The organism is Erwinia artemisiae (assembly GCF_051400835.1).
Taxonomy (GTDB): Bacteria; Pseudomonadota; Gammaproteobacteria; order Enterobacterales; family Enterobacteriaceae; genus Erwinia; species Erwinia aeris.
Genome location: NZ_JBLFFM010000002.1, coordinates 214689 through 237985 on the forward strand (window position 1 = coordinate 214689; position 23297 = coordinate 237985).

Below are 23297 nucleotides of genomic sequence, written 5' to 3' on the forward strand. Positions count from 1 at the left end.
ATAATATTCACGCAAGGGCCGGAGACATGCTTAAGGTTTGCGTTTTTCTGCTTGTCGGATTTGCTGCCAACGCGCTGGCCAGCGGCCCGCTTCGCTTTGCCACTTCGGCGACCTATCCGCCTTTTGTCTACCTGAATGCCGGGCATCAGCTGGTGGGGTTTGATATCGAGCTGGCAAAAGCCCTGTGCGAAAAAATAGCGCGGCAGTGCCTCTTTACCAATAATGATTTTGACCGCCTGCTGCCTTCGCTAAAATTCAACCGCTATGACGCGGTGATTTCCGGCCTGGATATTACCGAAGAGCGCCGGGAAGAGGCGGATTTCACCCAGCCTTATCTGGAAAGTTCCGGCATGGTGATTGCGGTTAAAGGCCGCTACGCCTCTTTAGCGGAGCTACGCGGCAAGCGCGTTGGCGTCGCCGATGCCACAACCTTACAGGCCTGGCTGCAAAGTTCGTGGCCGGATATCATTCCTGTCGCGTACGACAACTATCAGAATGCGCTTCTGGATATCCGCAGCGCCAGGCTCGACGCCATTTTTGGCGAGACGCCTTCCATGCAGACCATCCTGAGAAGCAATCCCGGCCTGGACGCCGTAGGCAAGCCGATTACGGATAATCGCTATTTCAGTGCAGGCCTGGGTATCGCGGTACGTAAAGGCGATAAGGCGCTGCTGGAGCAGCTGAATGGCGCGCTACAAAGCCTGAGCGATGACGGTACGCTGCACATGCTGAAGCAGCGCTGGCTTGGCCCGGCGGCTGACCTGCCCGCCGAGTCAGAGATGCCGTAGCAGCGTCAGCACTTCGCCGTGCGCGGTATGCGGGAACATATCGAACAGCTGCACTTTAACAAGGGTATATTCGCTCAGGCGGGCGATATCGGTAGCCATGGTCTGCGCGTTGCAGCTGGAATAAAGAATGAACGGCGGCGCCATGCGGCTCAGATACTCGCAGAGTGCGGCGCCAATACCGCGACGCGGCGGATTGACCAGCACCAGATCGGGCGTGCTGCCTTCGCCGGTAGCAAACGCCGTAGAGTCCAGCGCGGCGAAGCTGACTTTCTCCAGCCCCATCTTTTCCGCTGACCGTTTAGCGCAGGCAATGGCCTCCGCGCTGATTTCAATGCCGGTCAGCGACATCTCTGGCGTGGCGCAATGCAGGCCGAAGCCGCCTACGCCGCAGAACAGATCCCACATGCTTTTGACGCCCAGCTCGCTTACCCATGCTCTTGCCGTAGCGTACAGCGAGGCGGCTACCGCCGGGTTGGTCTGAAAAAAACTCTGCGGCCGGATCCACAGCGGCACGTCGTTCAGCTGGTCGGCCAGCGCCTGATTTTCCGTTAGCGGGATCTCTTCTTCGCCTTCCAGAATCGCCATATGCACCGGCTGAATATTGGCTGAAATTACGCTCAGCTGCGGCAGCTGCGCCTGCAGGGCGGGCAGCGCGTTAGTGAGCTGGGCCAGCTTCTCTTTGGATCGCAGCACAAAGCGCAGCATCAGCTCGCCGCTGCGGCTGCTTTCCGTCAGCAGGATAAACTTCAGCTCGCCGCGCCTGCGCGCCACGTTATACGGCGTCAGACCCGCGCGGGCGATAAAGGGTTTCAGCTGCGCAAATACCGCGGCGAAGCTGTCGGGATAAAGCGGACAGCCACAAAGATCGACTGGCGTCCCGTCGCGATGCACAATGCCGAGCAGCGGGCGCTCCACGCTGCCGCTGACCACCATTTTCGCCTTGTTGCGAAAACCCTGCTGCGCCGAAGTGACCGGCGGCAGCCATTCGCTGACCGCCTGCGCGGACAGAAGCTGTTGCAGCTCAGACTGCTTCTGGTTCAGCTGTTGCGAATAGGGGCGATCCAGCCACTGGCAGGAGCGGCAGCGATCGGCATCATAAAGGGCGCAGTGCATGTCAAATCTCGTCAAACAAAAGCGGGCGGGGATTGTACCACTGTGGGATCAGCGCTGCTGAAAAAATTCCCGGCTGCTGGCAGGGAAAAAGAGCAGCCCCAGCACCAGCAGGTCAGGCAGCTTTTGCGAGAGCAGCAGATGCCCCTGCTCGCCGTGTAAAGAAAATATTTCCGGGCCGATCCAGCCCGCCGACGCCATCAGCATATAACCGATCACGATTAGCTGCGAACAGCCGTAGCCCAGACGTCCCCAGCGGCGGCCATGCAATAGCGCAAGCGCACAGCGTAGCTCAATAAAAAAGAGCAGCTGGCTGGCGATAAATATCAGGGTGGCGCTCCAGCTTTGCGCGGCAAGATGGATAACATTCAGCAGCGTATTCAGCCCCATTTCATGCACTTCCAGCGCGACGCTCAGGCAGCGTGTCATAATGATAGCGATTGCCGCCACCACCACCGGGACGGGGATCTCGCAGGCTGGCTCCTGTTTCAGCACCTCTGACATCATTTTCTCCCGTCCATGCTCCGTTTTAGTGCAGGTATGCCCGTGCAGCGTTCCCCTGCCCTCGTTTGCCGTGCTTTCGGCCACGGCTGTCGCTTCGTTAGCGCCAGAGAAAAAGAAAGCGCGAGGCTTTCTTTGCTCGATCCTCTTTCCTGGCACGATAACTGCTTCTCACCTGTTGAATTGGCAGCAATTTATGTTTAGTCCAGTTTACGCACAATTGCCACTGGATAAGATTTTTCGGATCGCTACTCGGGAGACAGAAATGGAGACTGGATCGGCAAAAGCTCGTGAACACTGGACGCCAGGCATTGGCGCTTATCTGGCCCTGATCGTGGCTATTCTCTTTTTTTCCGGCCTGTTTTTAAACGTGGAAGGGGCAAAATGGCTGGGCGCGTTTGACTTCACCACCCTCGGCGGCAAGTTCGGCACCATTAAGGATGCCGCGCGCGCCACCTTTCTCGGTGAGGGCGGCACGGGCGCTAAAGCCGGTTTTCTGTTTGCGCTTTCGCTGGTGCCGACGGTGATGCTGGCGCTGGGCCTGCTGGAAATCTTCACCCACTATGGCGCCATCCGCGCCGCTCATAAGCTGCTGACGCCGCTGTTAAAACCCCTGCTCGGCATTCCGGGCCGCTGCGGGCTGGCGCTGATCACCGATTTGCAAAGCACCGACGCGGGCGCGGCGCTGACCAAAGAGCTGCACGATGAGAAACAGATAGGTAAAAAGGACGTGGTGATTATGGCCGCCTGGCAATACTCCGGCGCGGGGCTGATTAACAACTATTTTGCCATTGGCTCGGCGCTGTTCGTCTCGCTTTCCGTCCCGGTGCTGGTGCCGCTGGTGCTGATGTTTGTATTAAAGTTTGTTGGCGCTGCCGTGGTGCGCCTGGTGTTAGCTACTGTTTATAAGCAGGATTTCCAGCATGAAAAATAATCCGCCCGTTGCCGTTTCCCATAATCCTTTTGATGTGTTCGTGGTTGGCGCGCGCAAAGGGTTTCATATCGCTATTCATAATTTAATGCCTAACGTCATTATGGCGTACGTGATTGCCGAGATGCTTAACCTGCTGGGCGTGATGGCCTTTATCGGCAAGGTCTTTGCGCCCGTAATGGGCCTGTTTGGGCTACCGGGCGAAGCCGTGACGGTGCTGCTTACCGCCTGGCTTTCGTCGTCGGCCGGAACCGGCGTGGCGGTAAGCCTGCTGGCGAAAGGCGTGCTGACCGGCGCCGATATTACCATCCTGGCGCCGGCCATCTTTCTGATGGGATCGCAGCTGCAATATATGGGTCGCCTGCTGGGCGTGGCCGACGTGCCGAAAAAGCACTGGCCGCTACTGATGCTGACCAGCGTTCTGAATGCCGTTATCGCCATGCTGGTGATGCGTTTTATCGCTTAATGGAGGCTTTATCGTGTTAAAAGTTTTGGAACATTACGCCTTTCTGCATGAAATCCCGGAGCTGGGATTTGAGGAGTTTAAGACTTCCGCTTACCTGGGTCAGCAGCTGAAAGCCGCCGGGTTTCAGGTGACGGAAAACGTCAACGGCACAACCGGTATCGTCGCCCTGCTCGACAGCGGCGTACCCGGCCCAACGCTGGCGCTGCGCGCCGATATGGACGCGCTGGGGCATATCATCGACGGCGAGGCCTGCGCGCGCCATACCTGCGGGCACGACGCGCACTCTTCCGTGGTGCTGACCGCCGCGCAGGAGCTAAAAGCAGAGAACGCAGTTAAACGAGGCCGCCTGAAGCTCATTTTCCAGCCAGCGGAAGAGTTGGGCACCGGCGCGCTGGCAATGGTAGCTGGCGGCGCGGTCGAGGATGTGGATATGCTGCTGGGCTTTCATCTTCGTCCGGCGGAGGAGTGCGCCGTCGGCACCGCGATCCCCGCCATGTACTATTCCGCCTGCGTCACTCTTGAAGCCACCATAGGTGGGCAAACCGCTCACGCCGCGCGGCCGCATTTGGGCATCAACGCGCTGGATGCCGCTGTCAGCGCCGTACAGGCTGTTAACGCCGTGCATATGGCGCCGGGTAAAAGCTGGAGCGCCAAGGCCACCCGGTTTTTATGCGATGCGGGCGTCACTAACTCCGTTCCCGACACGGCCCGCGTAGTGTTTGACCTGCGCGCGGCGGAAAACGAGGATATGACGCAGCTGCAAAGTCGGGTGGAGCGAGCGATAACGCAAAGCGCGGCGGCCTACGGCGCTACCGCTAAAATTGCAGTGCTGAAAGCAATGCCCGCCGCTGAGATCGATGCGGAGATGACGGCGCTGGTGGCGGAAGTGATCAAAGAGGTGCTGGGTGAAGCGGCGCTGATGCCGGTACGCTCAACGCCGGGCAGTGAAGATTTCTTCCACTATCCCGTGCAGCGTCCGGCAATCAAAGCAGGGTTTTGGGGGCTGGGCACCGGCCTGACGCCGGGTTTGCACCATCCGGATATGCGTTTTGACCTGGATGCGCTGCCGGTGGGGGTGAAAATCTTTAAGGCCTGCGTGATAAAGATTCTAGGCTAGCCGCGCCGCCATTCAGGCTGACTGCGCCGCCAGGCCGATCGTCCCTGATCGGCCTGCCGTTAGTGACCTTTTTGCGCGCGCTGCGCATCCCGAATGCGTTGTTTCTCTTCGTGCGCCATAAACCGCCAGGCAATAAAGCCGACAATGCCCACCACAAACAGGATCAGCGACGCCAGCGCGTTAATCTCCGGATTAACGCCGCGCCGCACGGTGGCGAAAATCTGCATCGGCAGCGTGGTCGCGCCCGGCCCGGTAACGAAGCTGGCAATCACCAGATCGTCCAGCGACAGCGTAAAGGCCAGCAGCCAGCCGGTGACGATCGCGGGCGCGATCATCGGTACGGTGATCACGAAGAAGACCTTCAGCGGCGTGGCACCTAAATCCATTGCCGCTTCCTCAATAGAGCGGTCCAGCTCGCGCAGACGGGCGTTGATCACTACCGCTACATAGGCGGTACAGAAAGTGACGTGCGCCAGCCAGATAGTGAGCATGCCGCGATCGCCAGGCCAGCCAAAGGTATTGCCCATTGCCACAAACAGCAGCAGCAGCGACAGCCCGGTGATCACGTCCGGCATCACCAGCGGCGCGGTAAGCATAAAGGCGAAGCCGGTTGATCCCTTAAAGCGGCCGAAGCGGACGATCGCTACCGCCGCCATCGTGCCCAAAATCACCGCGGCCGTTGCCGACAGCGCGGCGATGGTCAGACTCAGCGTGACCGCGCTTATCATCGCGCCATCGTGGAACAGCACGTTGTACCAGTGCAGCGAGAAGCTTTCCCAGGCGGCCAGCTGCGATGAGTTAAAGGAATAGACCACCAGCAGCACCATCGGCGCGTACAGGAAGAAAAAGCAGACTATCAGGATTGCAATACGCCACGGGGAGCGCACGGTCGGCAAAGCACTCATGCTTTTTCTCCCAGCTCTTTGTTCTGATGCTTATGAAACCAGATGATAGGCAGGATCAGGATCAGCAGGATAATTACCGCCAGCGCCGAGGCGACCGGCCAGTCGCGGTTGTTAAAGAACTCCTGCCACAGCACGCGGCCGATCATGATGCTGTCCGGACCGCCGAGCAGTTCCGGGATAACGTATTCGCCGACTGCCGGAATAAACACCAGCATGGAGCCGGCGATAATGCCGCCTTTGGTCAGCGGCACTATTACGCTAAAGAACGTTTTCAGCGGACGGGCACCTAAATCCAGCGAGGCTTCCACCAGCGAATAGTCGATACGGGTAAGCGCGGTGTAAATAGGCAACACCATAAAAGGCAGATAGCAGTAGACGATGCCGATATAGACCGCGAGATTGGTATAAAGGATTGCCACCGGATGATCGATAATGCCGCTCCACATCAGAAAACGGTTCAGCACGCCGTTATCGTTCAGAATGCCCATCCAGGCATAAACGCGCACCAAAAAGGAGGTCCAGGAAGGCAGGATCACCAGCAGCAGCAGGATATTGCGGGTAGAAGGCGAACTGTACGCCACGGCCCACGCCAGCGGATAGCCGATAATCAGGCAGGCTACGGTAGAAATTGCCGCCACCTGAAGCGAATGCAGATAGGCATCGATATAGAGCGGATCGTCCGTCAGCGTCAGATAGTTGCCAAAATTGATCACCGCGGTCAGCTGACCATCCGCCCAGCTGAACAGGTCCGTATAGGGTGGGATAGCTCGCGCAATATCGGCGAAGCTTATCTTGAGCACGATCAGAAACGGCAGCAGAAACAGCAGGACCAGCCAGAGATAAGGCAGCGCGATCGCCAGCTTGCGGCTTGAGCGCAGCCTGTTCAGCAATGCCGGACGTCTGGACGCAGTAACTTGAGTCATAAACGCCTCCCCTTATTGCGTCAGCACGACGCAGCTATCCGTATCCCAGCAGAGGCGGACTTCGTCTCCCCAGGTCGGTGCCCCTTTACGGAAGCGATAGCCATTCTGCAACTGCGCGCTGATCATCTGGCCGCTGTGCAGGCGCACATGGTAGATGGAGAGATCGCCCAGATAGGCAATATACACCACTTCGCCCACGGCAAAGTTACAGCCATCGGCGGGCACTTCATCGCTCAGCATGACTTTTTCCGGGCGCAGCGCCACGTGTACAGGCACGCCGTCCACAATGGATGCGTCGGAATCAACCTTCAGCGGATGGATCAGGCCTGGACTGTCGATAATCAGACCGTCTGGCTGGCGCTCGCGCAGCATTCCCTGAAAAATATTTGCTGAACCGATAAACTCGGCGCTGTAACGCGTAGTGGGATGCTCGTAAATCTCTTCCGGCTCGCCGATCTGCACGAACTTGCCGCGATTCATAATGGCGATACGTCCGGCCATCGTCATCGCTTCTTCCTGATCGTGAGTAACCATCACGCAGGTCGCGCCAACGCGCTCCAGAATGTCCACCACCTCCAGCTGCATCCGGTCACGCAGTTTTTTATCCAGCGCGCCCATCGGCTCGTCCAGCAGCAGCAGCTTAGGGCGTTTAGCCAGGCTGCGGGCCAGCGCCACGCGCTGCCGTTGTCCGCCGGAAAGCTGGTGCGGTTTGCGCTTTGCATACTCCTGCATATGCACCAGCGCCAGCATCTCACTGACGCGCTCGGCGATCTCAGCCTTGGGCAGCCGATCCTGTTTCAGGCCGAAGGCGATATTTTGCTCCACCGTCATATGCGGAAAAAGCGCATAGGACTGAAACATCATATTGACCGGGCGTTGATAGGGCGGCACGTGGGAGAGATCCTGGCCATCCAGCATAATCTGCCCGGAGGTAGGCGCTTCAAACCCGGCCAGCATCCGCAGCAGCGTGGATTTGCCGCAGCCGGAAGCGCCCAGCAGCGCGAAGATCTCACCTTTGTAAATTGTCAGATTGACGTCGTCAACCGCGTGCTGTCCGTCAAAGGACTTGGTCAGATTGCGAATTTCCAGCAGCGGCGTAACCGCCCTGCTGACTTTTTTTTGCGGACGAGGGATCGCGTCGTTCACTTCCATTACACTCCGGCGCTTTTAAACGGTCATGCCGTATAAAAAGAAAACAGAGGCGGGGTCGCCTCTGTGATAACTCAGTGAGGCTTCAGCTACTTGCCACTTTTAACTTTAGTCCATGCCCGCGTGCGCACACGATCGAGTTTCGGATCCTGGACTTTCAGCACAAACAATTTAGCCATCGTCTCGGCGTTGGGATAGATGCCCGGATTGTCGCGTACGCTGGCCTCCACTAACGGCACCGACGCTTTATTGCCGCTGGCGTAAAAAATCTTGTTGGAGATATTCGCCATCACGGCTGGCTCCATCAGATAGTTCAGGAACTGATAAGCCTCATCCATGTTCTTCGCATCTTTAGGAATGGCCAGCATATCGAAGAACGCCAGCGCGCCCTCTTTTGGAATGCTATAGGCGATGTTCACGCCGTTTTTCGCGGCGGCAGCGCGATTCTTCGCCTGCAGCACGTCGCCCGCCCAGCCGATAGCCACGCAGGTATTGCCGTTCGCCAGATCGTTAATGTACTGCGAAGAGTGGAAGTAGCGGATGCTCGGACGCAGCTTCAGCAGCAGATCGGTCGCCGCGCCGGAATAATCTTTGGCATCACTGCTGTTAGGATCTTTGCCCAGGTAGTTCAGAACGGTAGCAAAAATCTCTTCCGGGGCGTCCAGGAAAGAGACGCCGCAGCTTTTGAGTTTTTCCAGATTCTCCGGCTTCAGCACCAGATCCCAGCTGTTAACCGGCGCATCTTTGCCCAGTGCGGCTTTCACCTTATCGACGTTATAACCAATGCCGGTGGTGGCCCAAAGGTAGGGAATGGCGTATTTGTTGCCCGGATCGTGCTGCTCAACCTTTTTCAGCAAATCAGGATCGAGGTTTTTATAATTTGGCAGCTTGCTCTTATCCAGCGGCTGAAAGACGCCGGACTGTAGCTGGCGAGCCAGAAAACTGGAGGATGGCACCACGATATCGTAGCCGGTGCTGCCGGCCATCAGCTTGCCTTCCAGCACCTCGTTGGAGTCGAACACGTCATAGACGACTTTAATGCCGCTCTGCTTCTCAAAATCAGGCACGGTATTGGGCGCAATATAGTCGGACCAGTTATAGACGTGCAGCGTCTTATCCGCCGCCGTGGCGCCAGCTGAAACCGCCATCACCATGCCAGCAACCAAGCCTGACAACCATTTTTTACGCTGGTTGAACATGTTTTCCATCCTCCTGAACAGAGATAATTACGGCTAAAAGCGGGCCAACGGCGTTTCGCTTACTGTAAGGATTAGCCGCCGCGCTGTTAAATAGAAAAAACCTATACCTGCTGCGACCTTGCACACAAAATGCAGTTTCGCAAGGATAGTCCCACAATGCAGGCCAGACCAGAGCCGGGCGCAAAAAACGCCTTTTATCGATATTCGCCTGGTTTTACTCTATGCAAGCGAGCCGGGAGCGGGAAAACGGCGCAGAAAATAGGGGAAAAACGGCCCTGAGCCAGCATAAAAGCGGGAAAAGCGCGGGGGAAAAATGAAGGAAACGGCCGGATGCGGCCTTAAACAGGGAGATATGCGTCCGTCAGGGCCGCCAGGCCCTGAAATAGTGACTGAAAATCAGTGCAGCATAGAGTGTGAAGCGATGATTTCGCCGCGATCTTCCTCTTCGCTCATCATCAGCAGATGATTGGCAAAGGCTTCCATCACTACCATTGAGATCTGCTCTTCACTCTGCTTCATAAAATGCACGAACTGCCCATAGGTCAGGCCAGCCGTGATGGTAAGCGACTGGCAGACAATCAGCTTGGGCAGATTATCATCCTGAATATCAACGAAAGCTTTCACCGTCAGTGAACTGGCGTTGATCTGTGACAGATCGCCCACCAGCGGGATCAGTGCGGTGGGTTTGACTTCCGCCAGCGCGGAAAACAGAATAACGTTGTCCACCAGATCCAGCTTGGCATCAAACACCCCGTCGAAATTCTGCATATGCGGCAGGTGAAGCGCCTGACAGGAATCGCACTCAAACCAGGTGATGCTCTGCTGATCCAGCCAACGTCGTAAAAGCTCGATATCGGGAACGACGAGTGAATCCATGTAATTGGTCTCTTACTGCCTTAAAATTGCGCCCTAGCTTACGTAAAAAAGCCCCTGAACACCACGACTGTGTAGTAAATATCAGGTCAACCGCCGGTTTTCAGACAGAAACCAGGCTTCGCCTGCTGCTCAATCCAGGCGATCATCTGCGTGGCGATATCCCTCCCCGTGGTCTTTTCGATGCCTTCCAGACCCGGTGAGGCATTAACCTCCATCACCAGCGGCCCGCGCTCGGCGCGTAAAATATCCACGCCCGCCACGTCCAGACCCAGCGTCGCCGCCGCGTGCACGGCAATCTCCCGCTCGCTGTCGGTGATCTCCACCCTGCGCGCTTTGCCGCCGCGATGCAGATTTGAGCGGAACTCGCCTTCTTTGGCCTGCCGCTCAATAGCCGCCACTACCCTGCCGCCGATCACCAGGCAGCGGATATCCTTGCCTCTGGCTTCCTTGATAAATTCCTGCACCAGAATATGCGCGTTAAGGCCGCGGAAAGCGTCAATCACGCTTTCGGCCGCCTGACGCGTCTCCGCCAGCACCACGCCGATGCCCTGCGTGCCCTCCACCAGCTTGACGACCAGCGGCGCGCCACCCACCATCTCGATCAGATCGCTGGTATCGTCCGGCGAATGCGCAAAGCCCGTAATCGGCATGGGAATGCCTTCCCTGGCAAGCAGCTGCAAAGAACGCAGCTTGTCGCGCGCGCGGGTGATAGCGACCGATTCGTTAAGCGGATAGCTGCCGCAAACCTCAAACTGCCGCAAAACGGCCGTGCCGTAAAAGGTGATAGCCGGTCCAATACGCGGGATAACCGCATCATAATGGCTCAGCTGCCTGCCCTGGTAATGAATGGCCGACGATCCGGGATTGATATTCATATAGCAGGACAGCGGATCGATAACTTCAACGCTGTGACCGCGTAGCTGGGCGGCTGCCAGCAGCCGCTTGCAGGAATAGAGCGAGCCGTCCCGGGAAAGAATCGCTATTTTCACCCGATTTCTCCGAAAGGGTTTTAACGGGTTGCCCATCCCTGCTTATGCAGGTAATCAAGCATAAACGGACGACTTTCTTTGATAATGGTTTTCTGGATATGTTCGCTCCAGCTTTCACGCCGCGCGTTGCTTTCACGCGTCAGATAATACGCCTCGTGCTGGGCGTCATAAGCGGCCAGCGTGTCCGGGTCGATCGGCTGATAGCGATTCTCGTGAACCAGCATAGCGGCCGGCATGCGGGGTTTTAACTGCGGGATCTGCTCAGGCCAGCCCAGGCACAGCCCAAACAGCGGCAGCACGAACTTCGGCAGGCCCAGCAGCTCGGTGACTTCGGCGATGCTGTTACGGATGCCGCCGATATAAACGCCGCCCAGCCCCAGCGATTCTGCGGCCACCAGCGCGTTTTGCCCCATCAGCGCGGTATCCACGCAGCCCAGCAGCAGCTGCTCCGCCAGGCCCAGCTGCGCTTCCGGACAGATCTGCTGATGACGGTTAAAATCGGCGCAAAAAACCCAAAACTCGGCGGCCTGGCCAACATATTTTTGTCCGCCGGTCAGCTCGACCAGCTTCTCACGCACCGCTTTGTCGGTGATGCGGATAATGGAAGAGCACTGCAAAAAGCTGGAGCTGGAAGCCGCCTGCGCGGCCGCGATAATCGCCGCTCGTTCAGCCTCGCCGATGGGCTGGTCAGTAAAAGATCGGATAGAACGGTGGGAGCAAAGTAGCTCAATGGTCGGCGTCATGCTTCTCTCCTGGTGAGGATTTTTCAGACAAGTTAAACAGCTCCGGCGCCATTGCTTTCGCCGTACGCCACATCATCACAATGGCGGCGGGCAGCATCATCATAAGGCCAACGATAAGCAGGATCGTGGCAGCAAAGGCTCCGGAAAAAGATGCAGGCAAGGGTAGCACCTGATGCAGCGCTAAGTAAGAGAGCAGCAGGATAATTCCGCCCAGCGCCTCGGCAATCAGCACTGGTTCAGGCATGTTACTGAAGGTTAAACCTCCCATACCGCCTCCGTCTCTGGGTGTTAAGCGTTCATACAGCGTAACCGGTTTATCTCTATATAGATGAAACGAATCGAAACGACAGGTAATTCCTTCTTTCTTTCACCTGCGGAAGTGGGCATGATAAGCGCCATTACATGATAAGTTGTGATGTACATCACACTAAATCTGACCTTTGAGGAGAACCCTATGTTTGCCGTAATTTTTGGACGTCCTGGCTGTCCTTATTGTGTCCGCGCTAAAGAACTGGCTGAAAAACTGACCGAAGAGCGTGAAGATTTTAACTTCCGCTACGTGGACATCCACGCTGAAGGCATCACCAAAGCCGATCTGGAAAAAACCGTGGGCAAACCGGTGGAAACCGTACCGCAGATTTTCCTCGACCAGACTCACATTGGCGGCTGCACCGATTTTGAAGCCTATGCCAAAGAAAACCTGGGCCTGTTCCAGTAAGACTTTCTGTTCCTGACTTTTGTTGGGATGATAAAAAAGAGGGCCGCCATGCGGCCCTCTTTTTTTTGCCTGCCGCGCTTAGCTGTGCGAATGCCAGAACAGCGTGCGGCAGAGCATAACGGCCAGCGCGCCGGAACCGCACCAGAATATCGCGCTGGTATCAAAAGCCAGCTCCTGCAACGGTGCGTGATAGTGCAGCGAATAGTAGTGCAGAAAAATCAGGCAAAGCGGCGTAGCCAGTAAAGCGCCCAATAACGCTATCGTCAGCGGGTGCTCTTTTGAGGTCAGCGCCGCGATAGCGCCCGGCAGAGTAAACATCAACAGGCCCGGCCTCGCCTGTGCCCAGGCCGTCCCCTCTATGACCATACCGTAACGTACCGCCAGAAAAACGATGCTGTAGAGAACAAAACTAAACGCTACGCTTGTCCAGGACATACCCTTAAACATAATAGGATCTTCTCTCGGTAATTGATGTTATCACCTGGCCGGAATGACGCCGGACTGATTTTCCCTGTTCTAAATAAACAAAAGCCATGGCTTTTACTGGCTGAAAAAGCGTGAAGCGATTAAAATGACGACCGTTTTATTTGGCTCTGGGCTGTAATTCGCGGAAATTCCTGAATGTTGCCGCTGCTCTGATGGCAGTGCAATAAATTTAGCGTAAAACACCCTTTAATTCAACATGTTACTAGTAAACAAGAAGTTAAACCGTGAATATAAACGTCGCAGATTTGTTAAGTGGAAATGACATTCTGTTATTATTCGTCGTACTGGCGCTCGGGCTCTGTCTGGGTAAATTACGCTTGGGTTCAGTCCAACTGGGTAATTCTATTGGCGTTTTAGTTGTTTCTCTTCTGCTTGGCCAGCAGCATTTTACGATGAATCCCAACGCCCTTAATCTCGGTTTTATGTTATTTATTTTTTGTGTGGGTGTGGAAGCCGGGCCGAATTTTTTCTCTATTTTCTTCCGCGACGGCAAAAATTATCTGATGCTGGCGCTGGTCATGGTTTCCAGCGCGGTGCTGATTGCGCTGGGGCTGGGCAAACTCTTTGGCTGGGATATCGGTCTGACCGCCGGTATGCTGGCAGGCTCAATGACGTCCACGCCGGTATTAGTGGGGGCTGGCGACACGCTGCGCCATACCTATCCCAGCGGTGCGATGCTGAGCCAGGCGCAGAACAACCTCAGCCTGGGCTATGCGCTGACCTACCTGGTCGGGCTGGTCAGCCTGATTTTCGGCGCACGCTATCTTCCCCGGCTTCAGCACCAGGATCTGCCGACCAGCGCGCAGCAGATTGCCCGCGAGCGTGGCCTGGATGCCGAACAGCGCAAGGTTTACCTGCCGGTGATCCGCGCCTATCGCGTAGGGCCGGAGCTGGTCGCCTGGATTGACGGTAAGAACCTGCGCGAGCTGGGTATCTATCGGCAAACCGGCTGCTATATAGAGCGTATCCGCCGCAACGGCATTCTTGCCAATCCTGACGGCGATGCCGTCCTGCAGCAGGGAGACGAGATTTCATTAGTGGGTTACCCGGATGCGCATTCCCGTCTTGACCCCAGCTTCCGCAACGGCAAAGAGGTGTTCGATCGCGATCTGTTGGATATGCGCATCATCACCGAAGAGATCGTGGTCAAAAACAATAACGCCGTGAACAGAAGGCTCAGCCAGCTCAAGCTGACGGATCACGGCTGCTTTCTGAACCGCGTGATCCGTAGCCAGATTGAAATGCCTATTGATGACAGCATTATTTTAAACAAAGGCGACGTGCTGCAAATCAGCGGTGAAGCGCGGCGGGTGAAGTCGGTGGCTGACAAAATCGGCTTTATCTCTATTCACAGCCAGGTTACCGATCTGCTGGCCTTTTGCGCCTTCTTTATTATCGGGCTGATGGTGGGCATGGTCACCTTTCAGTTCAGCCGCTTCAGCTTTAGCGTGGGCAACGCGGCTGGCCTGCTGTTCGCCGGGATCATGCTGGGCTTTCTGCGGGCGAACCATCCGACCTTTGGTTATATCCCGCAGGGCGCCTTAACGATGGTGAAAGAGTTTGGCCTGATGGTATTTATGGCCGGCGTAGGATTAAGCGCGGGCAGCGGTCTTTCGCACGGCATGGGCGATACCGGTCTGCTGATGCTGGCGGCCGGCCTGACGGTCAGCCTGCTGCCGGTGGTGATCAGCTTTGTTTTTGGCGCCTGGGTACTGAAAATGAACCGCGCCTTGCTGTTTGGCGCCATTATGGGCGCTCGCACCTGCGCGCCAGCCATGGAAATTATCAGCGACACGGCCCGCAGCAATATTCCGGCCCTCGGCTATGCGGGAACTTACGCTATCGCTAACGTCCTGCTCACGCTGGCCGGAACGTTAATCGTGCTGATCTGGCCAATGATGGGTGGCTAAAATAATTTCCGATTGTTTGCGAACTTTTGCTGGTGCCCGCAGTCATAATTAATGCCACTGCTTTTCTTTGAAATCCCCAGATTGTGGAGCCCGTTAATCTTATGATTGACGGGTTTTTTTCTTTTTGTTTTCCGCTGTTTCCTGCCTGTTCCCCTTTTTCTGTCCTCAATCCTTAACGAAACCACAACCGCTAACGGAATTAAGAGCGAGCCTATTTAACTTTTATTGGGCCGCTTCTACCTTATGCGGCTGCCTTCAGGGATGCCGTGACGGCCTGGCCGCCGCGCAAACCTCTGAGCAGATTGCGACACTTTAAGGCCTCACCGGCCCGTTTTTACTTTCAGGTACGTCAGGTACCGCTGAACGAGATGAGGAAATAACCATGCTGGAAGCGCTAAACCGGTCGCTGTTTCTCTGGATTAACGCCACGCCCGACACGCCCGCCTGGTTGATATCGCTGGCTACCCTGGTGGCTCGCGATCTGATCACCATTGTGCCCGTACTTATTGTCGCGCTGTGGCTGTGGGGGCCGAGAAGTCAGGTTGGCTCGCAGCGCCGGCTGGTCCTGAAAACCGCTATCGCTTTGGCCTGCGCCTTAACCGTATCCTGGCTGATTGGCAGCCTGTATCCTCATCCACGCCCCTTTGTTATCGGACTGGGCCATCAGTTTCTTGCGCACGACGCGACGGAATCCTATCCCAGCAATCACGGCACCATTATTTTCACTTTTGCCATCGCCTTTTTCTGCTGGCATCGCGCCTGGTCAGGCGTAGTGCTGCTGGCGGCCGGCCTGGCAATTGCCTGGTCACGCATCTTCCTGGGCGTTCACTGGCCAATGGATATGCTGGGCGGCCTGCTGTTGGGGATGCTTTCCTGCCTGGTGGCGCAGGTTACGTGGCATTTTTGCGGCTGGCGCTTATTGCATAATATTTCTTCGCTTTACCGACTCTTGTTTGCTTTCCCTATTCGCAAAGGCTGGGTGCGTGAATAATACTTTGCCAGGTTAAGTGTAATAATCAGGCCGAAGCAACGGCTTACATTATCGACACAATATTGCGCAACAGGCCGAAATAATAAACGCCTTTTATTCGTCCGTTGCGCAAACGAATAAAATTAACCCTACGCATTGAAGCTTAATTTTTAAGTTGTTGATTTATATATATAAAACTAATAAATACTGTAAATGCTCGTGAGAGAGCATTATTTAACCAATCGCGCAGCGGCCAGATTTGGTTTTAATGACTATAGTAACCGCTTCCACTCAGCACTTCTTATGGTGCTAACCTTTCCATTCAGACGATCGCGCTATAAAGACGCAAAGTAATCCCTTTATCTGAGATCTCTGCCTTCTAATTTTCCCTTTCTTCTTCTTTTTCTGGTGGTAGAGTGTTGCTCGCCTCAGCCAGAGTAGTTAATTACGCTGACGAGCGCCGTTTTCCTGCTTTACGTTCAGGTTATTTAGCTCACTATTTTCAACCGGGAGATTGTCAATGGAATCCACTAAAACGGCTACGCTGCCGTCAACGGACGCGTCGACAGAGTGGCGCAAAAGCGACACCACGTGGATGCTCGGCCTGTACGGCACGGCTATCGGCGCTGGCGTGCTGTTTTTACCGATCAATGCCGGTATCGGCGGGCTGATTCCTCTGCTTATTATGGCGGCTCTCGCTTTTCCTATGACTTTTTTCGCTCATCGCGGTCTCTGTCGCTTTGTGCTCTCCGGGCGCGGCGATCGGGATATTACCGGCGTGGTGGAAGAACATTTCGGCGCGGGCGCGGGCACGCTGCTTACCCTACTCTATTTCTTTGCTATCTATCCTATCCTGCTGGTTTATAGCGTGGCTATCACCAACACCGTCGAGAGCTTTATCACCCATCAGCTTCATTTGTCGCCACCGCCCAGAGCGCTGCTGTCGCTGATTTTGATTGCGGGTTTGATGGCTATCGTGCGCTTCGGCAAAGAGACCATTGTTAAAACCATGAGCGTGCTGGTTTATCCTTTTGTCCTGGTGCTGATGGCGCTGGCGCTATTTTTGATCCCACACTGGAACAGCACAATTTTTCATCATGCGGAAGGCAGCAGCAAGGGCCTGTGGATGACGCTCTGGCTGGCTATCCCGGTCATGGTGTTTTCTTTTAATCATTCACCGATTATTTCGGCTTTTGCGGTAGCAAAGCGTCAGGAATATGGCGATAACGCGGCAAAAAAGTGCGCGCGCATTCTGGCCCGCAGTCATCTGATGATGGTAGTGACGGTGATGTTTTTCGTCTTCAGCTGTGTGCTTAGCCTGTCGCCGGAAAACCTGGCGGAAGCGAAAGAGCAGAACATCTCTATTCTTTCTTATCTGGCTAACCATTTTAATACCCCGCTGATGGGCTGGCTTGCGCCGCTGATCGCGATGGTCGCTATCACCAAATCGTTTCTGGGCCACTATCTGGGCGCGCGCGAAGGCTTTAACGGCCTGATCGCCAGGACTTTCCGCCAGCCGCCGGCGGAAAACAAACTGAACCGGATAACGGCAGTCTTTATGTTTCTGACCACCTGGCTGGTAGCAACCAAAAACCCCAGCATTCTGGGGATGATTGAAACGCTGGGCGGGCCTGTAATTGCCGTGCTGCTTTTCCTGATGCCGATGTACGCGATTAACAAGGTGCCGTCGATGCGCCAGTACAGCGGGAAAATCAGCAACGTATTTGTGGTGCTGACAGGCCTGATCGCCATTTCGGCTATCGCTTACGACCTGTTCTGACCAGGGATGCGCCACGGATGGCGCCGTAGCATGTCGATATTAAGCGCTTAGCCTAACCATTTGCCGAACCAGCCTTGCAGCTTCATCAGCACAAAGTCCCACATCCGGCTAAACACGCCCCCCTCTTTCACCTCATCCATCGCCACCAGCGGACGCTGCTCAATAGTTTTACCGTTCAGCTGAAAATCAATGGTGCCGACGATCTGATTTTTCTTTAACGGCGCCGTCAGCTGCGGCTCGTTGAGCGTAAAGCTCGCTTTCAGCTCCTTTGCCCGATCTTTTGGCAAGGTTATCGCTGCATCTTCCGCCACGCCCAAACGCACCTCTTTCCGATCCCCGAACCAGACCCGCTGCGAAGCAAAGGGTTTGTCGGCTTTTATCGGCGTGATAGTTTCGTAAAAACGGAAACCCCACGTCAGCAGTTTTTCGCTTTCGCGAAAGCGTATGGCGTCGGTTGCTGCGCCCAGTACCACGGAGATCAGCCGCTGTTCTCCTTGCGTCGCTGAAGCGACCAGGTTGTTTCCCGCCCCGGCGGTATGGCCGGTTTTGATGCCGTCTACCTGCAGATTTGTGCTCCACAGCAGACGGTTACGATTGTGCTGTTTGATATTATTGAACGTGAATTCTTTCTCTTTATGCAGCGCGTATTCCGCCGGCACGTCGCGGATCAAAGCCTGGCCAAGCAGCGCCATATCACGGGCGGTGCTGTACTGGCCGTCTGCATCCAGCCCGTGCACGGTTTTAAAATGCGTGTTTTTTAGCCCCAGCGCCTGGACGTAATTGTTCATCAGCCCCACAAAGGCGTCCTGGCTTCCCGCCACGTAATCCGCCAGCGCGATGCTGGCATCGTTGCCGGACTGGATCACCACGCCTTTGTTCAGTTCGGCGACGGGAATGCGATCGCCCGGCTTTAAAAACATCAGCGAAGAGCCTTTCAGTATAGGGTTACCGGTAGCCCAGGCATCCTGGCCGATGGTGACCAGATCGTCATCGTGAATTTTTCCCGCTTTCATCGCCTGTCCAATAACATAGCTGGCCATGATTTTGGTCAGGCTGGCCGGATCGTGGCGCTCGTCCGCATTGGATGCGGTTAGTACCTTACCGCTGTAGTAGTCCATCAGGATCCAGGCTTTGGCCTCAACCTGTGGCGGCACAGGGGCTTCCGCTGCGCGGCTGCTAAAAGAGGCCACGAGCAACAAAACAGGGAGCGTGGCAGCGTGAATTCCGGCGGAGAGGCGCATCATGGTCATGGCGGTTTCTGGCTATCCTTATGAAAAATAAAAGCTTGTCGCATTTACGCGCGAAGGGTCTTTTACGCTAGCGCTTATGGCCGTTAAAAAGAACCTTGATTCAGTAAAGTTTTTTAAAATTTATTAGAGAAACTCACCGCGCCACAGGGCGTTAGTCTGATTTTGCAGCAGGCTGTTAAGTCCGTCACAAAACTCCGCTAATCTGAATTCAGTCTCTTGGTGGAGTCAACATGATGGATTTAGCCCTGTTCGATCTTGATGAAACGCTTATTTGCGAAGACAGCGCCAGCCTGTGGTGCCGCTGGCTGGTTTCGCAAGGGTATGCGCCGGCCGTGCTGGTAGAGCAGGAAAGAGCGCTAATGGCTCGTTATCGTGAGGGCCTGCTGTCGGCAGAGGAGTATATGCAGGCGACGTTAACGCCACTGGCAGGAATGGGTACGCTTACCGTTGCCGGCTGGGTCAGGCGCTTTATTCAGCGCGATATCCTGCCCCGCCTCTATCCTGCCGCGCGCGAAAAGCTGGCATGGCACCAGCAGCGTGGCGATAAAGTGATGGTGATGTCGCCAGGCGGCGATCATCTGGCGACGCCTATCGCGCAGCAGCTTGGCGCAGATGGCGCGCTGGCTGTCGGCGTGGAGATCGTCAACGATCGCTACAGCGGCCGCCCCTGCGGCGTAAGCAAAAACGGCAGGGATGCGACGGCGAGACTGACAGACTGGCTGGCGTTACAGGATGACGCCCGGTTTACGCAAATCTGGGCCTACAGCGATTCCATCAATGATCTGCCGTTGCTGGAACGAGCCGATCGCGCCCACGTTATTAATCCAGCGGAGCCGCTTTATCAGGTGGCGCTACAGCGCGGCTGGGAAGTATGCCGCTGGATAAAATAGCGGGCTGGCCTCGCTTTCCCTGGTAAACCGGCCCCTCGGCCGGTTTTATTTCGGCGCAATGCGCAGCAGTTTGCCGTCTGTTTCATCCGTTAATACGTACAAATAGCCGTCAGGGCCGGTGCGCACGTCCCGAATGCGCTCGCCGCGATCCTTAAGCAGGCGGGCTTGCTCCGTCACCTTTTCGCCGTCCACGGTCAGATGGATAAGACTTTTGTCTTTCAGCGCGCCGATAAAGAGCGAGTTTTTCCATGCCGGAAAGCGATCGCTCTGATAAAACGCCATTCCGCTGAGCGCAGGCGAAACCTTCCAGTAAAGCTGCGGCTGAACCGTATTCGGTGCTTCGCCGCCCTGAGAACCGGGCACTTTGTCGCCGCCATAATCTATGCCCCAGGTCGCCAGCGGCCAGCCGTAGTTTTCTCCCTTACGCAGAAGATTAATCTCATCGCCGCCGCGCGGGCCGTGCTCATTTTCCCACATTTCCCGCGTCGTCGGATTCAGCGCCAGTCCCTGCGGATTGCGCATGCCGTATGTCCAGATTTCAGGCCGTGCGTCCTTTTGCTGCACAAATGGATTATCTTCAGGCACGCTGCCATCCGCTTTCAGCCGCACAATTTTGCCGGTAAGCGTTTTAAGATCCTGCGCCGTCGCGGCCTGGAAATTATCGCCAAAGCTGATGTAGAGATAGCCTTTGTCATCAAAAGCCAGCCGTGAACCTAAGTTGGCGCCACCTGAGAGTTTCGGTTCCTGACGCAGTACAACGCGAAAACTCTCAAGCCCGGTATGGGCTGTATTCAGCCTGCCATAACCTACAACCGCGCCAGCACGTCCCTCTTTATCTGCTTCCGTATAGCTGAGCCAGACCCGACGGCTTTGCGCAAAATCAGGCGCCAGCGCGATATCCAGCAGGCCGCCCTGTCGTTCGGCCCAGACCTTGGGGACGCCTGTCAGCGGCGCCGACAGCCCCTTTCCCTGCTGCCACAGGCGCAGCTGCCCGCCGCGTTCGGTGATCAGCAATCCCTGCTCCTCCGGCAGGAAGGCGATGCCCCAGGGATGATCTAATCCTTTTTGGAGTTCGGTCACGGTAACTTCTTCGGCCACAGCCGTTCCCATGGTCAAAAGCGAGGCGCTCAGCAGGCAAGTTTGCAGCAGTCGGGACATACTTTTTCTCCAGATAAAAGGGGCTGAAATAACTCTAGTGGAGATGCTTTTCAGGCGGGCTACCTTTACAAAAATTCAAAATTGATAGCAGATTCAATTAACTCGATCGCTTAAAAAAAGTACTGGATATTTAAACAGGCAACTGTATAATATTTCTACTGCCCGCTCGGGTGTCTTTTGAAAAGCTTGGGGGTAAAACCTATGATGATTTCGACAGAAAACCTCAGCTCGCTGAATCAATCGGTCACGATGAGCAGCCGGGAAATCGCTCAGTTAGCTGGTATTCCGCACGGCGAAGTAAAACGGCTGATCAAAACGCTGGAAACCACCCAGCGTCTTTCTCAACCGCTGACGATTGGTGTTTACGAGCGTGACGGCGAAACGCGTCAGGAGTATTGCCTGAACAAGCGCGATTCGTTACTGGCCGTGGCGCGTCTTGCGCCCGCGTTTATCACCCAGGCGCTGGACAGCTGGCAGGAACGCGAGAGAAGTACTCGCCTGCCGGATTTCACCAATCCCGCAGCGGCGGCGCGTGCCTGGGCCGAACAGTTTGAACAGCGCCAGGCAGCCGAGCAGCAGCTTGCCCTTTTCGCCCCAAAGGCGGAGTTTTTTGACCGCTTTGTGCAGGTGGAAGATTCGCTGGGTTTTCGCCAGCTCTGCAAAATGCTGAAGGTGAAAGAACCTGAATTCCGTCAGTTCCTGTTTGAACGCAATATTATGTACCGCGCCAACGGCACGCTGATGCCGCAGCAGCATTATGTGCAGGCGGGCTACTTTACGGTGCGCACCAGCGTAGGCGAGAACCTGCACGCCTTCTCACAGGCTCGCTTTACTGCTAAAGGCGTGAAATGGGTGACTAACCTGTGGGCAGCGCATCTTGCTGCACAGCCAAAAGGCGCAGCGGCGTAACAGCAGTAATCGGCCATGGACTGGCTGGGTTATAGCATGTTGTCACTCTGATCGGGTGGCTGATGTTTCGGCTAAAATAATCCGCAGCACGTCCGCTTTCAGAACCGTTGTTTATGCGGAGACTAACCCTTCCGATTGTCGGTTATTCCTCCTGGAACACGGTACGGTTGGTCGGCTTTAAGAGCCGTCTTTTATGCTGAGGCTAACTCTCCTGATTACCGGTTATTCTGTCTGATATCCTGTCTTAAACCCGGTACCGGTAATCGGCTTTCAGAACCATCGTTTATGCTATGACTATCCCTTCCGCCTGACAGTTTCCTGCCTGAAACCGGCTGCAGTTAGTTATATGGATAAAACTCGTTGCCTGTTGTAGCTGACCGCTGTTAATCATCCCGCCTGAAGATTTGTGACGCGCTGCAGGCTTCAGAAAAGTCTGTTTTTGCGAGGGATGTTTATCCGGAATATTCCGTTCGGTTTTAAGCGCTTTTCAGCGCCACGCCTGCTTTCCGCCACGTTTTGACGTGCGCTGTATCTGCTTGTTTTCTGGGCATCCGGTGCGGGTAAATGAGAATTTATCGTGTTTGCCTTCCCATTTTTACCAATTTCTACCAGGCTTATTGCGTTGCTTAAATAACGTAATCTACCAGGAGGAAAACATGTTTCATCATTCATCGAAACTGCAATATCCGGTAAAAGTCGACAAGCCCGATCCAGAATTTGCCATGCTGTTGCAGCAGGCCATCGGCGGTGTCGAAGGGGAAATACGCGTTGCTATGCAATATTTTTTCCAGGCGATGGGGACTCGCGGCGATCCACGCATTAAAGATTTGCTGATCTCCACCGCTACCGAAGAGCTGGCTCATATCGAAATGCTTGGTCACGCCGTCGCGCTTAACCTTGAAGGCGCACCGCTCTCCTATCAGGAAGAGTCGGCAAAGGATCCGGTAGTTAACGCTATCCTGGGCGGCATGAATCCGCGTCATATTCTGTCGTCAGGCCTGGCGGCCATGCCCGTCAACGCCAACGGGATGTCTTTTGATATGAGTCACATTTACGCTTCCGGCAACGTTGCTGCGGATATGCTGGCTAACGTTACCGCAGAGGCTACCGGCCGCGTACTGGCAACCCGCCTGTATAACCTGACGGAAGACAAAGGCATGAAGGATTTCCTCTCTTTCCTGATTGCCCGCGATACCATGCACCAGCAGCAGTGGCTGGCGGTAATTGAGGATATGGGCGGTATCGGCGCGTCTATGCCCGTTCCGAACAGCTTCCCGCAGTCGGAGGAGGCGCAGGAGCACTCTTATTACTGTCTGAACACCTCGCTGGATAAACCGCTGCCGAAAGGCCGCTGGAGTGAAGGCCCGGCCTACGACGGCGTAGGGCAGTTTACCGCGAAAGAGAAACCGGACATCCTGGGGCAGGAACCTATCCTTGGCCCGGCCAGAGCGGGTTCCGGCGCGCAGAAAGAGCAGATCCAGCCGGGCGCTCCGCTGGAAAAATAATGCTGTATTCAGGCCGCTTAACTG

At 55.5% G+C, this 23297-nt stretch carries 24 protein-coding genes; 11 read left to right on the forward strand and 13 right to left on the reverse strand.

Going from position 1 to position 23297, the window contains the following annotated elements; all coding sequences use genetic code 11:
* The first annotated feature begins 26 nt into the window (after positions 1-26).
* Positions 27-788 (forward strand): transporter substrate-binding domain-containing protein, encoded by a 762-nt coding sequence (locus ACMGEE_RS05570; RefSeq protein WP_436829782.1) that lies wholly within the window; start codon positions 27-29, stop codon positions 786-788.
* On the opposite strand, the gene rlmC is transcribed toward ACMGEE_RS05570, so the two are convergent.
* Both rlmC and ACMGEE_RS05580 read right to left on the reverse strand, forming a co-directional pair.
* Positions 774-1901 carry a 23S rRNA (uracil(747)-C(5))-methyltransferase RlmC gene (gene rlmC, locus ACMGEE_RS05575; protein ID WP_369894913.1) on the reverse strand — a complete coding sequence of 376 codons (1128 nt, stop codon included), beginning with the start codon at positions 1899-1901 and terminating at the stop codon, positions 774-776. The genes ACMGEE_RS05570 and rlmC overlap by 15 nt on opposite strands.
* Positions 1902-1949: 48 nt before the next feature.
* Complete coding sequence (locus ACMGEE_RS05580) at positions 1950-2402, reverse strand: YbjO family protein (protein WP_301251309.1); 453 nt, start codon at positions 2400-2402, stop codon at positions 1950-1952.
* A gap of 262 nt (positions 2403-2664) precedes the next feature.
* Here ACMGEE_RS05580 and ACMGEE_RS05585 point away from each other — a divergent pair, with 262 nt between their 5' ends.
* The 3 genes from ACMGEE_RS05585 to ACMGEE_RS05595 are packed head-to-tail and all read left to right on the forward strand — an operon-like array spanning position 2665 to position 4913.
* Positions 2665-3333 carry a nucleoside recognition domain-containing protein gene (locus tag ACMGEE_RS05585; RefSeq protein ID WP_125288756.1) on the forward strand — a complete coding sequence of 223 codons (669 nt, stop codon included), beginning with the start codon at positions 2665-2667 and terminating at the stop codon, positions 3331-3333.
* Positions 3323-3796, forward strand: coding sequence for a YjiG family protein (locus ACMGEE_RS05590; RefSeq protein ID WP_253454747.1), 474 nt, complete (start codon positions 3323-3325; stop codon positions 3794-3796). Before ACMGEE_RS05585 ends, ACMGEE_RS05590 begins: the two co-directional genes overlap by 11 nt.
* 13 nt (positions 3797-3809) lie before the next feature.
* A complete protein-coding gene (locus tag ACMGEE_RS05595) occupies positions 3810-4913 on the forward strand; it encodes a M20 peptidase aminoacylase family protein (RefSeq protein ID WP_436829783.1) in 1104 nt (367 codons plus the stop codon).
* A 59-nt stretch (positions 4914-4972) separates the two neighbouring features.
* Here ACMGEE_RS05595 and potI read toward each other — a convergent pair whose 3' ends face one another.
* The 8 genes from potI to ACMGEE_RS05635 all read right to left on the reverse strand — a co-directional run bounded on the left by potI (position 4973) and on the right by ACMGEE_RS05635 (position 11965).
* A complete protein-coding gene (gene potI, locus ACMGEE_RS05600) occupies positions 4973-5818 on the reverse strand; it encodes a putrescine ABC transporter permease PotI (protein WP_253454749.1) in 846 nt (281 codons plus the stop codon).
* Positions 5815-6741, reverse strand: coding sequence for a putrescine ABC transporter permease PotH (gene potH, locus ACMGEE_RS05605; protein WP_367317859.1), 927 nt, complete (start codon positions 6739-6741; stop codon positions 5815-5817). The genes potI and potH overlap by 4 nt, the downstream gene beginning before the upstream one ends.
* A gap of 12 nt (positions 6742-6753) precedes the next feature.
* Positions 6754-7887 (reverse strand): putrescine ABC transporter ATP-binding subunit PotG, encoded by a 1134-nt coding sequence (gene potG, locus ACMGEE_RS05610; RefSeq protein ID WP_125288891.1) that lies wholly within the window; start codon positions 7885-7887, stop codon positions 6754-6756.
* Positions 7888-7979: 92 nt separating this feature from the next.
* The gene (gene potF / locus ACMGEE_RS05615) at positions 7980-9089 is read right to left on the reverse strand and encodes a spermidine/putrescine ABC transporter substrate-binding protein PotF (protein ID WP_253454750.1); all 1110 of its coding nucleotides are present in this window, start codon (positions 9087-9089) and stop codon (positions 7980-7982) included.
* 396 nt (positions 9090-9485) lie between these two features.
* On the reverse strand, positions 9486-9965 hold the full coding sequence (locus ACMGEE_RS05620) for a YbjN domain-containing protein (protein WP_253454751.1): 480 nt from the start codon (positions 9963-9965) through the stop codon (positions 9486-9488).
* Positions 9966-10051: 86 nt separating this feature from the next.
* Positions 10052-10954 (reverse strand): 30S ribosomal protein S6--L-glutamate ligase, encoded by a 903-nt coding sequence (gene rimK / locus ACMGEE_RS05625; protein ID WP_253454752.1) that lies wholly within the window; start codon positions 10952-10954, stop codon positions 10052-10054.
* Between the two features lie 20 nt (positions 10955-10974).
* Positions 10975-11697, reverse strand: coding sequence for an oxygen-insensitive NADPH nitroreductase (gene nfsA / locus ACMGEE_RS05630; protein WP_253454753.1), 723 nt, complete (start codon positions 11695-11697; stop codon positions 10975-10977).
* Positions 11681-11965: a DUF1418 family protein gene (locus tag ACMGEE_RS05635; protein WP_436829784.1), complete on the reverse strand. Its 285-nt coding sequence runs from the start codon at positions 11963-11965 to the stop codon at positions 11681-11683. Before ACMGEE_RS05635 ends, nfsA begins: the two co-directional genes overlap by 17 nt.
* Positions 11966-12151: 186 nt before the next feature.
* Between ACMGEE_RS05635 and ACMGEE_RS05640 the strand changes: the two genes are divergently transcribed.
* Positions 12152-12415, forward strand: coding sequence for a GrxA family glutaredoxin (locus ACMGEE_RS05640; RefSeq protein WP_125288765.1), 264 nt, complete (start codon positions 12152-12154; stop codon positions 12413-12415).
* A gap of 78 nt (positions 12416-12493) precedes the next feature.
* Here ACMGEE_RS05640 and ybjM read toward each other — a convergent pair whose 3' ends face one another.
* Positions 12494-12862: an inner membrane protein YbjM gene (gene ybjM / locus ACMGEE_RS05645; RefSeq protein ID WP_253454755.1), complete on the reverse strand. Its 369-nt coding sequence runs from the start codon at positions 12860-12862 to the stop codon at positions 12494-12496.
* A gap of 263 nt (positions 12863-13125) precedes the next feature.
* Here ybjM and ACMGEE_RS05650 point away from each other — a divergent pair, with 263 nt between their 5' ends.
* The 3 genes from ACMGEE_RS05650 to ACMGEE_RS05660 all read left to right on the forward strand — a co-directional run bounded on the left by ACMGEE_RS05650 (position 13126) and on the right by ACMGEE_RS05660 (position 17561).
* Positions 13126-14811 (forward strand): aspartate:alanine antiporter, encoded by a 1686-nt coding sequence (locus ACMGEE_RS05650; protein WP_253454756.1) that lies wholly within the window; start codon positions 13126-13128, stop codon positions 14809-14811.
* 385 nt (positions 14812-15196) lie between these two features.
* Complete coding sequence (gene ybjG, locus ACMGEE_RS05655; RefSeq protein WP_436829865.1) at positions 15197-15802, forward strand: undecaprenyl-diphosphate phosphatase; 606 nt, start codon at positions 15197-15199, stop codon at positions 15800-15802.
* Positions 15803-16301: 499 nt separating this feature from the next.
* Positions 16302-17561 carry an HAAAP family serine/threonine permease gene (locus ACMGEE_RS05660; RefSeq protein WP_301251244.1) on the forward strand — a complete coding sequence of 420 codons (1260 nt, stop codon included), beginning with the start codon at positions 16302-16304 and terminating at the stop codon, positions 17559-17561.
* Positions 17562-17608: 47 nt separating this feature from the next.
* Here ACMGEE_RS05660 and ACMGEE_RS05665 read toward each other — a convergent pair whose 3' ends face one another.
* The gene (locus tag ACMGEE_RS05665) at positions 17609-18811 is read right to left on the reverse strand and encodes a serine hydrolase (RefSeq protein ID WP_394149382.1); all 1203 of its coding nucleotides are present in this window, start codon (positions 18809-18811) and stop codon (positions 17609-17611) included.
* A 233-nt stretch (positions 18812-19044) separates the two neighbouring features.
* Here ACMGEE_RS05665 and ACMGEE_RS05670 point away from each other — a divergent pair, with 233 nt between their 5' ends.
* Positions 19045-19701: an HAD family hydrolase gene (locus tag ACMGEE_RS05670; RefSeq protein WP_436829866.1), complete on the forward strand. Its 657-nt coding sequence runs from the start codon at positions 19045-19047 to the stop codon at positions 19699-19701.
* A gap of 45 nt (positions 19702-19746) precedes the next feature.
* Here ACMGEE_RS05670 and ACMGEE_RS05675 read toward each other — a convergent pair whose 3' ends face one another.
* The gene (locus tag ACMGEE_RS05675; protein ID WP_436829785.1) at positions 19747-20859 is read right to left on the reverse strand and encodes a PQQ-dependent sugar dehydrogenase; all 1113 of its coding nucleotides are present in this window, start codon (positions 20857-20859) and stop codon (positions 19747-19749) included.
* A 201-nt stretch (positions 20860-21060) separates the two neighbouring features.
* Here ACMGEE_RS05675 and ACMGEE_RS05680 point away from each other — a divergent pair, with 201 nt between their 5' ends.
* Both ACMGEE_RS05680 and ACMGEE_RS05685 read left to right on the forward strand, forming a co-directional pair.
* On the forward strand, positions 21061-21768 hold the full coding sequence (locus tag ACMGEE_RS05680; RefSeq protein ID WP_436829786.1) for a phage antirepressor KilAC domain-containing protein: 708 nt from the start codon (positions 21061-21063) through the stop codon (positions 21766-21768).
* A gap of 656 nt (positions 21769-22424) precedes the next feature.
* Positions 22425-23273 (forward strand): manganese catalase family protein, encoded by an 849-nt coding sequence (locus tag ACMGEE_RS05685; RefSeq protein WP_436829787.1) that lies wholly within the window; start codon positions 22425-22427, stop codon positions 23271-23273.
* Positions 23274-23297: the final 24 nt, after the last annotated feature.

Bases quoted from the DNA above. Each gene is read 5' to 3' on its own strand.
- ACMGEE_RS05570 (WP_436829782.1), top strand. From the start codon at position 27: ATGCTTAAGGTTTGCGTTTTTCTGCTTGTCGGATTTGCTGCCAACGCG.
- rlmC (WP_369894913.1), bottom strand. From the start codon at position 1,901: ATGCACTGCGCCCTTTATGATGCCGATCGCTGCCGCTCCTGCCAGTGG.
- ACMGEE_RS05580 (WP_301251309.1), bottom strand. From the start codon at position 2,402: ATGTCAGAGGTGCTGAAACAGGAGCCAGCCTGCGAGATCCCCGTCCCG.
- ACMGEE_RS05585 (WP_125288756.1), top strand. From the start codon at position 2,665: ATGGAGACTGGATCGGCAAAAGCTCGTGAACACTGGACGCCAGGCATT.
- ACMGEE_RS05590 (WP_253454747.1), top strand. From the start codon at position 3,323: ATGAAAAATAATCCGCCCGTTGCCGTTTCCCATAATCCTTTTGATGTG.
- potI (WP_253454749.1), bottom strand. From the start codon at position 5,818: ATGAGTGCTTTGCCGACCGTGCGCTCCCCGTGGCGTATTGCAATCCTG.
- potH (WP_367317859.1), bottom strand. From the start codon at position 6,741: ATGACTCAAGTTACTGCGTCCAGACGTCCGGCATTGCTGAACAGGCTG.
- potF (WP_253454750.1), bottom strand. From the start codon at position 9,089: ATGTTCAACCAGCGTAAAAAATGGTTGTCAGGCTTGGTTGCTGGCATG.
- ACMGEE_RS05620 (WP_253454751.1), bottom strand. From the start codon at position 9,965: ATGGATTCACTCGTCGTTCCCGATATCGAGCTTTTACGACGTTGGCTG.
- nfsA (WP_253454753.1), bottom strand. From the start codon at position 11,697: ATGACGCCGACCATTGAGCTACTTTGCTCCCACCGTTCTATCCGATCT.
- ACMGEE_RS05635 (WP_436829784.1), bottom strand. From the start codon at position 11,965: ATGGGAGGTTTAACCTTCAGTAACATGCCTGAACCAGTGCTGATTGCC.
- ACMGEE_RS05640 (WP_125288765.1), top strand. From the start codon at position 12,152: ATGTTTGCCGTAATTTTTGGACGTCCTGGCTGTCCTTATTGTGTCCGC.
- ybjM (WP_253454755.1), bottom strand. From the start codon at position 12,862: ATGTTTAAGGGTATGTCCTGGACAAGCGTAGCGTTTAGTTTTGTTCTC.
- ACMGEE_RS05660 (WP_301251244.1), top strand. From the start codon at position 16,302: ATGGAATCCACTAAAACGGCTACGCTGCCGTCAACGGACGCGTCGACA.
- ACMGEE_RS05665 (WP_394149382.1), bottom strand. From the start codon at position 18,811: ATGACCATGATGCGCCTCTCCGCCGGAATTCACGCTGCCACGCTCCCT.
- ACMGEE_RS05670 (WP_436829866.1), top strand. From the start codon at position 19,045: ATGGATTTAGCCCTGTTCGATCTTGATGAAACGCTTATTTGCGAAGAC.
- ACMGEE_RS05675 (WP_436829785.1), bottom strand. From the start codon at position 20,859: ATGTCCCGACTGCTGCAAACTTGCCTGCTGAGCGCCTCGCTTTTGACC.
- ACMGEE_RS05680 (WP_436829786.1), top strand. From the start codon at position 21,061: ATGATGATTTCGACAGAAAACCTCAGCTCGCTGAATCAATCGGTCACG.
- ACMGEE_RS05685 (WP_436829787.1), top strand. From the start codon at position 22,425: ATGTTTCATCATTCATCGAAACTGCAATATCCGGTAAAAGTCGACAAG.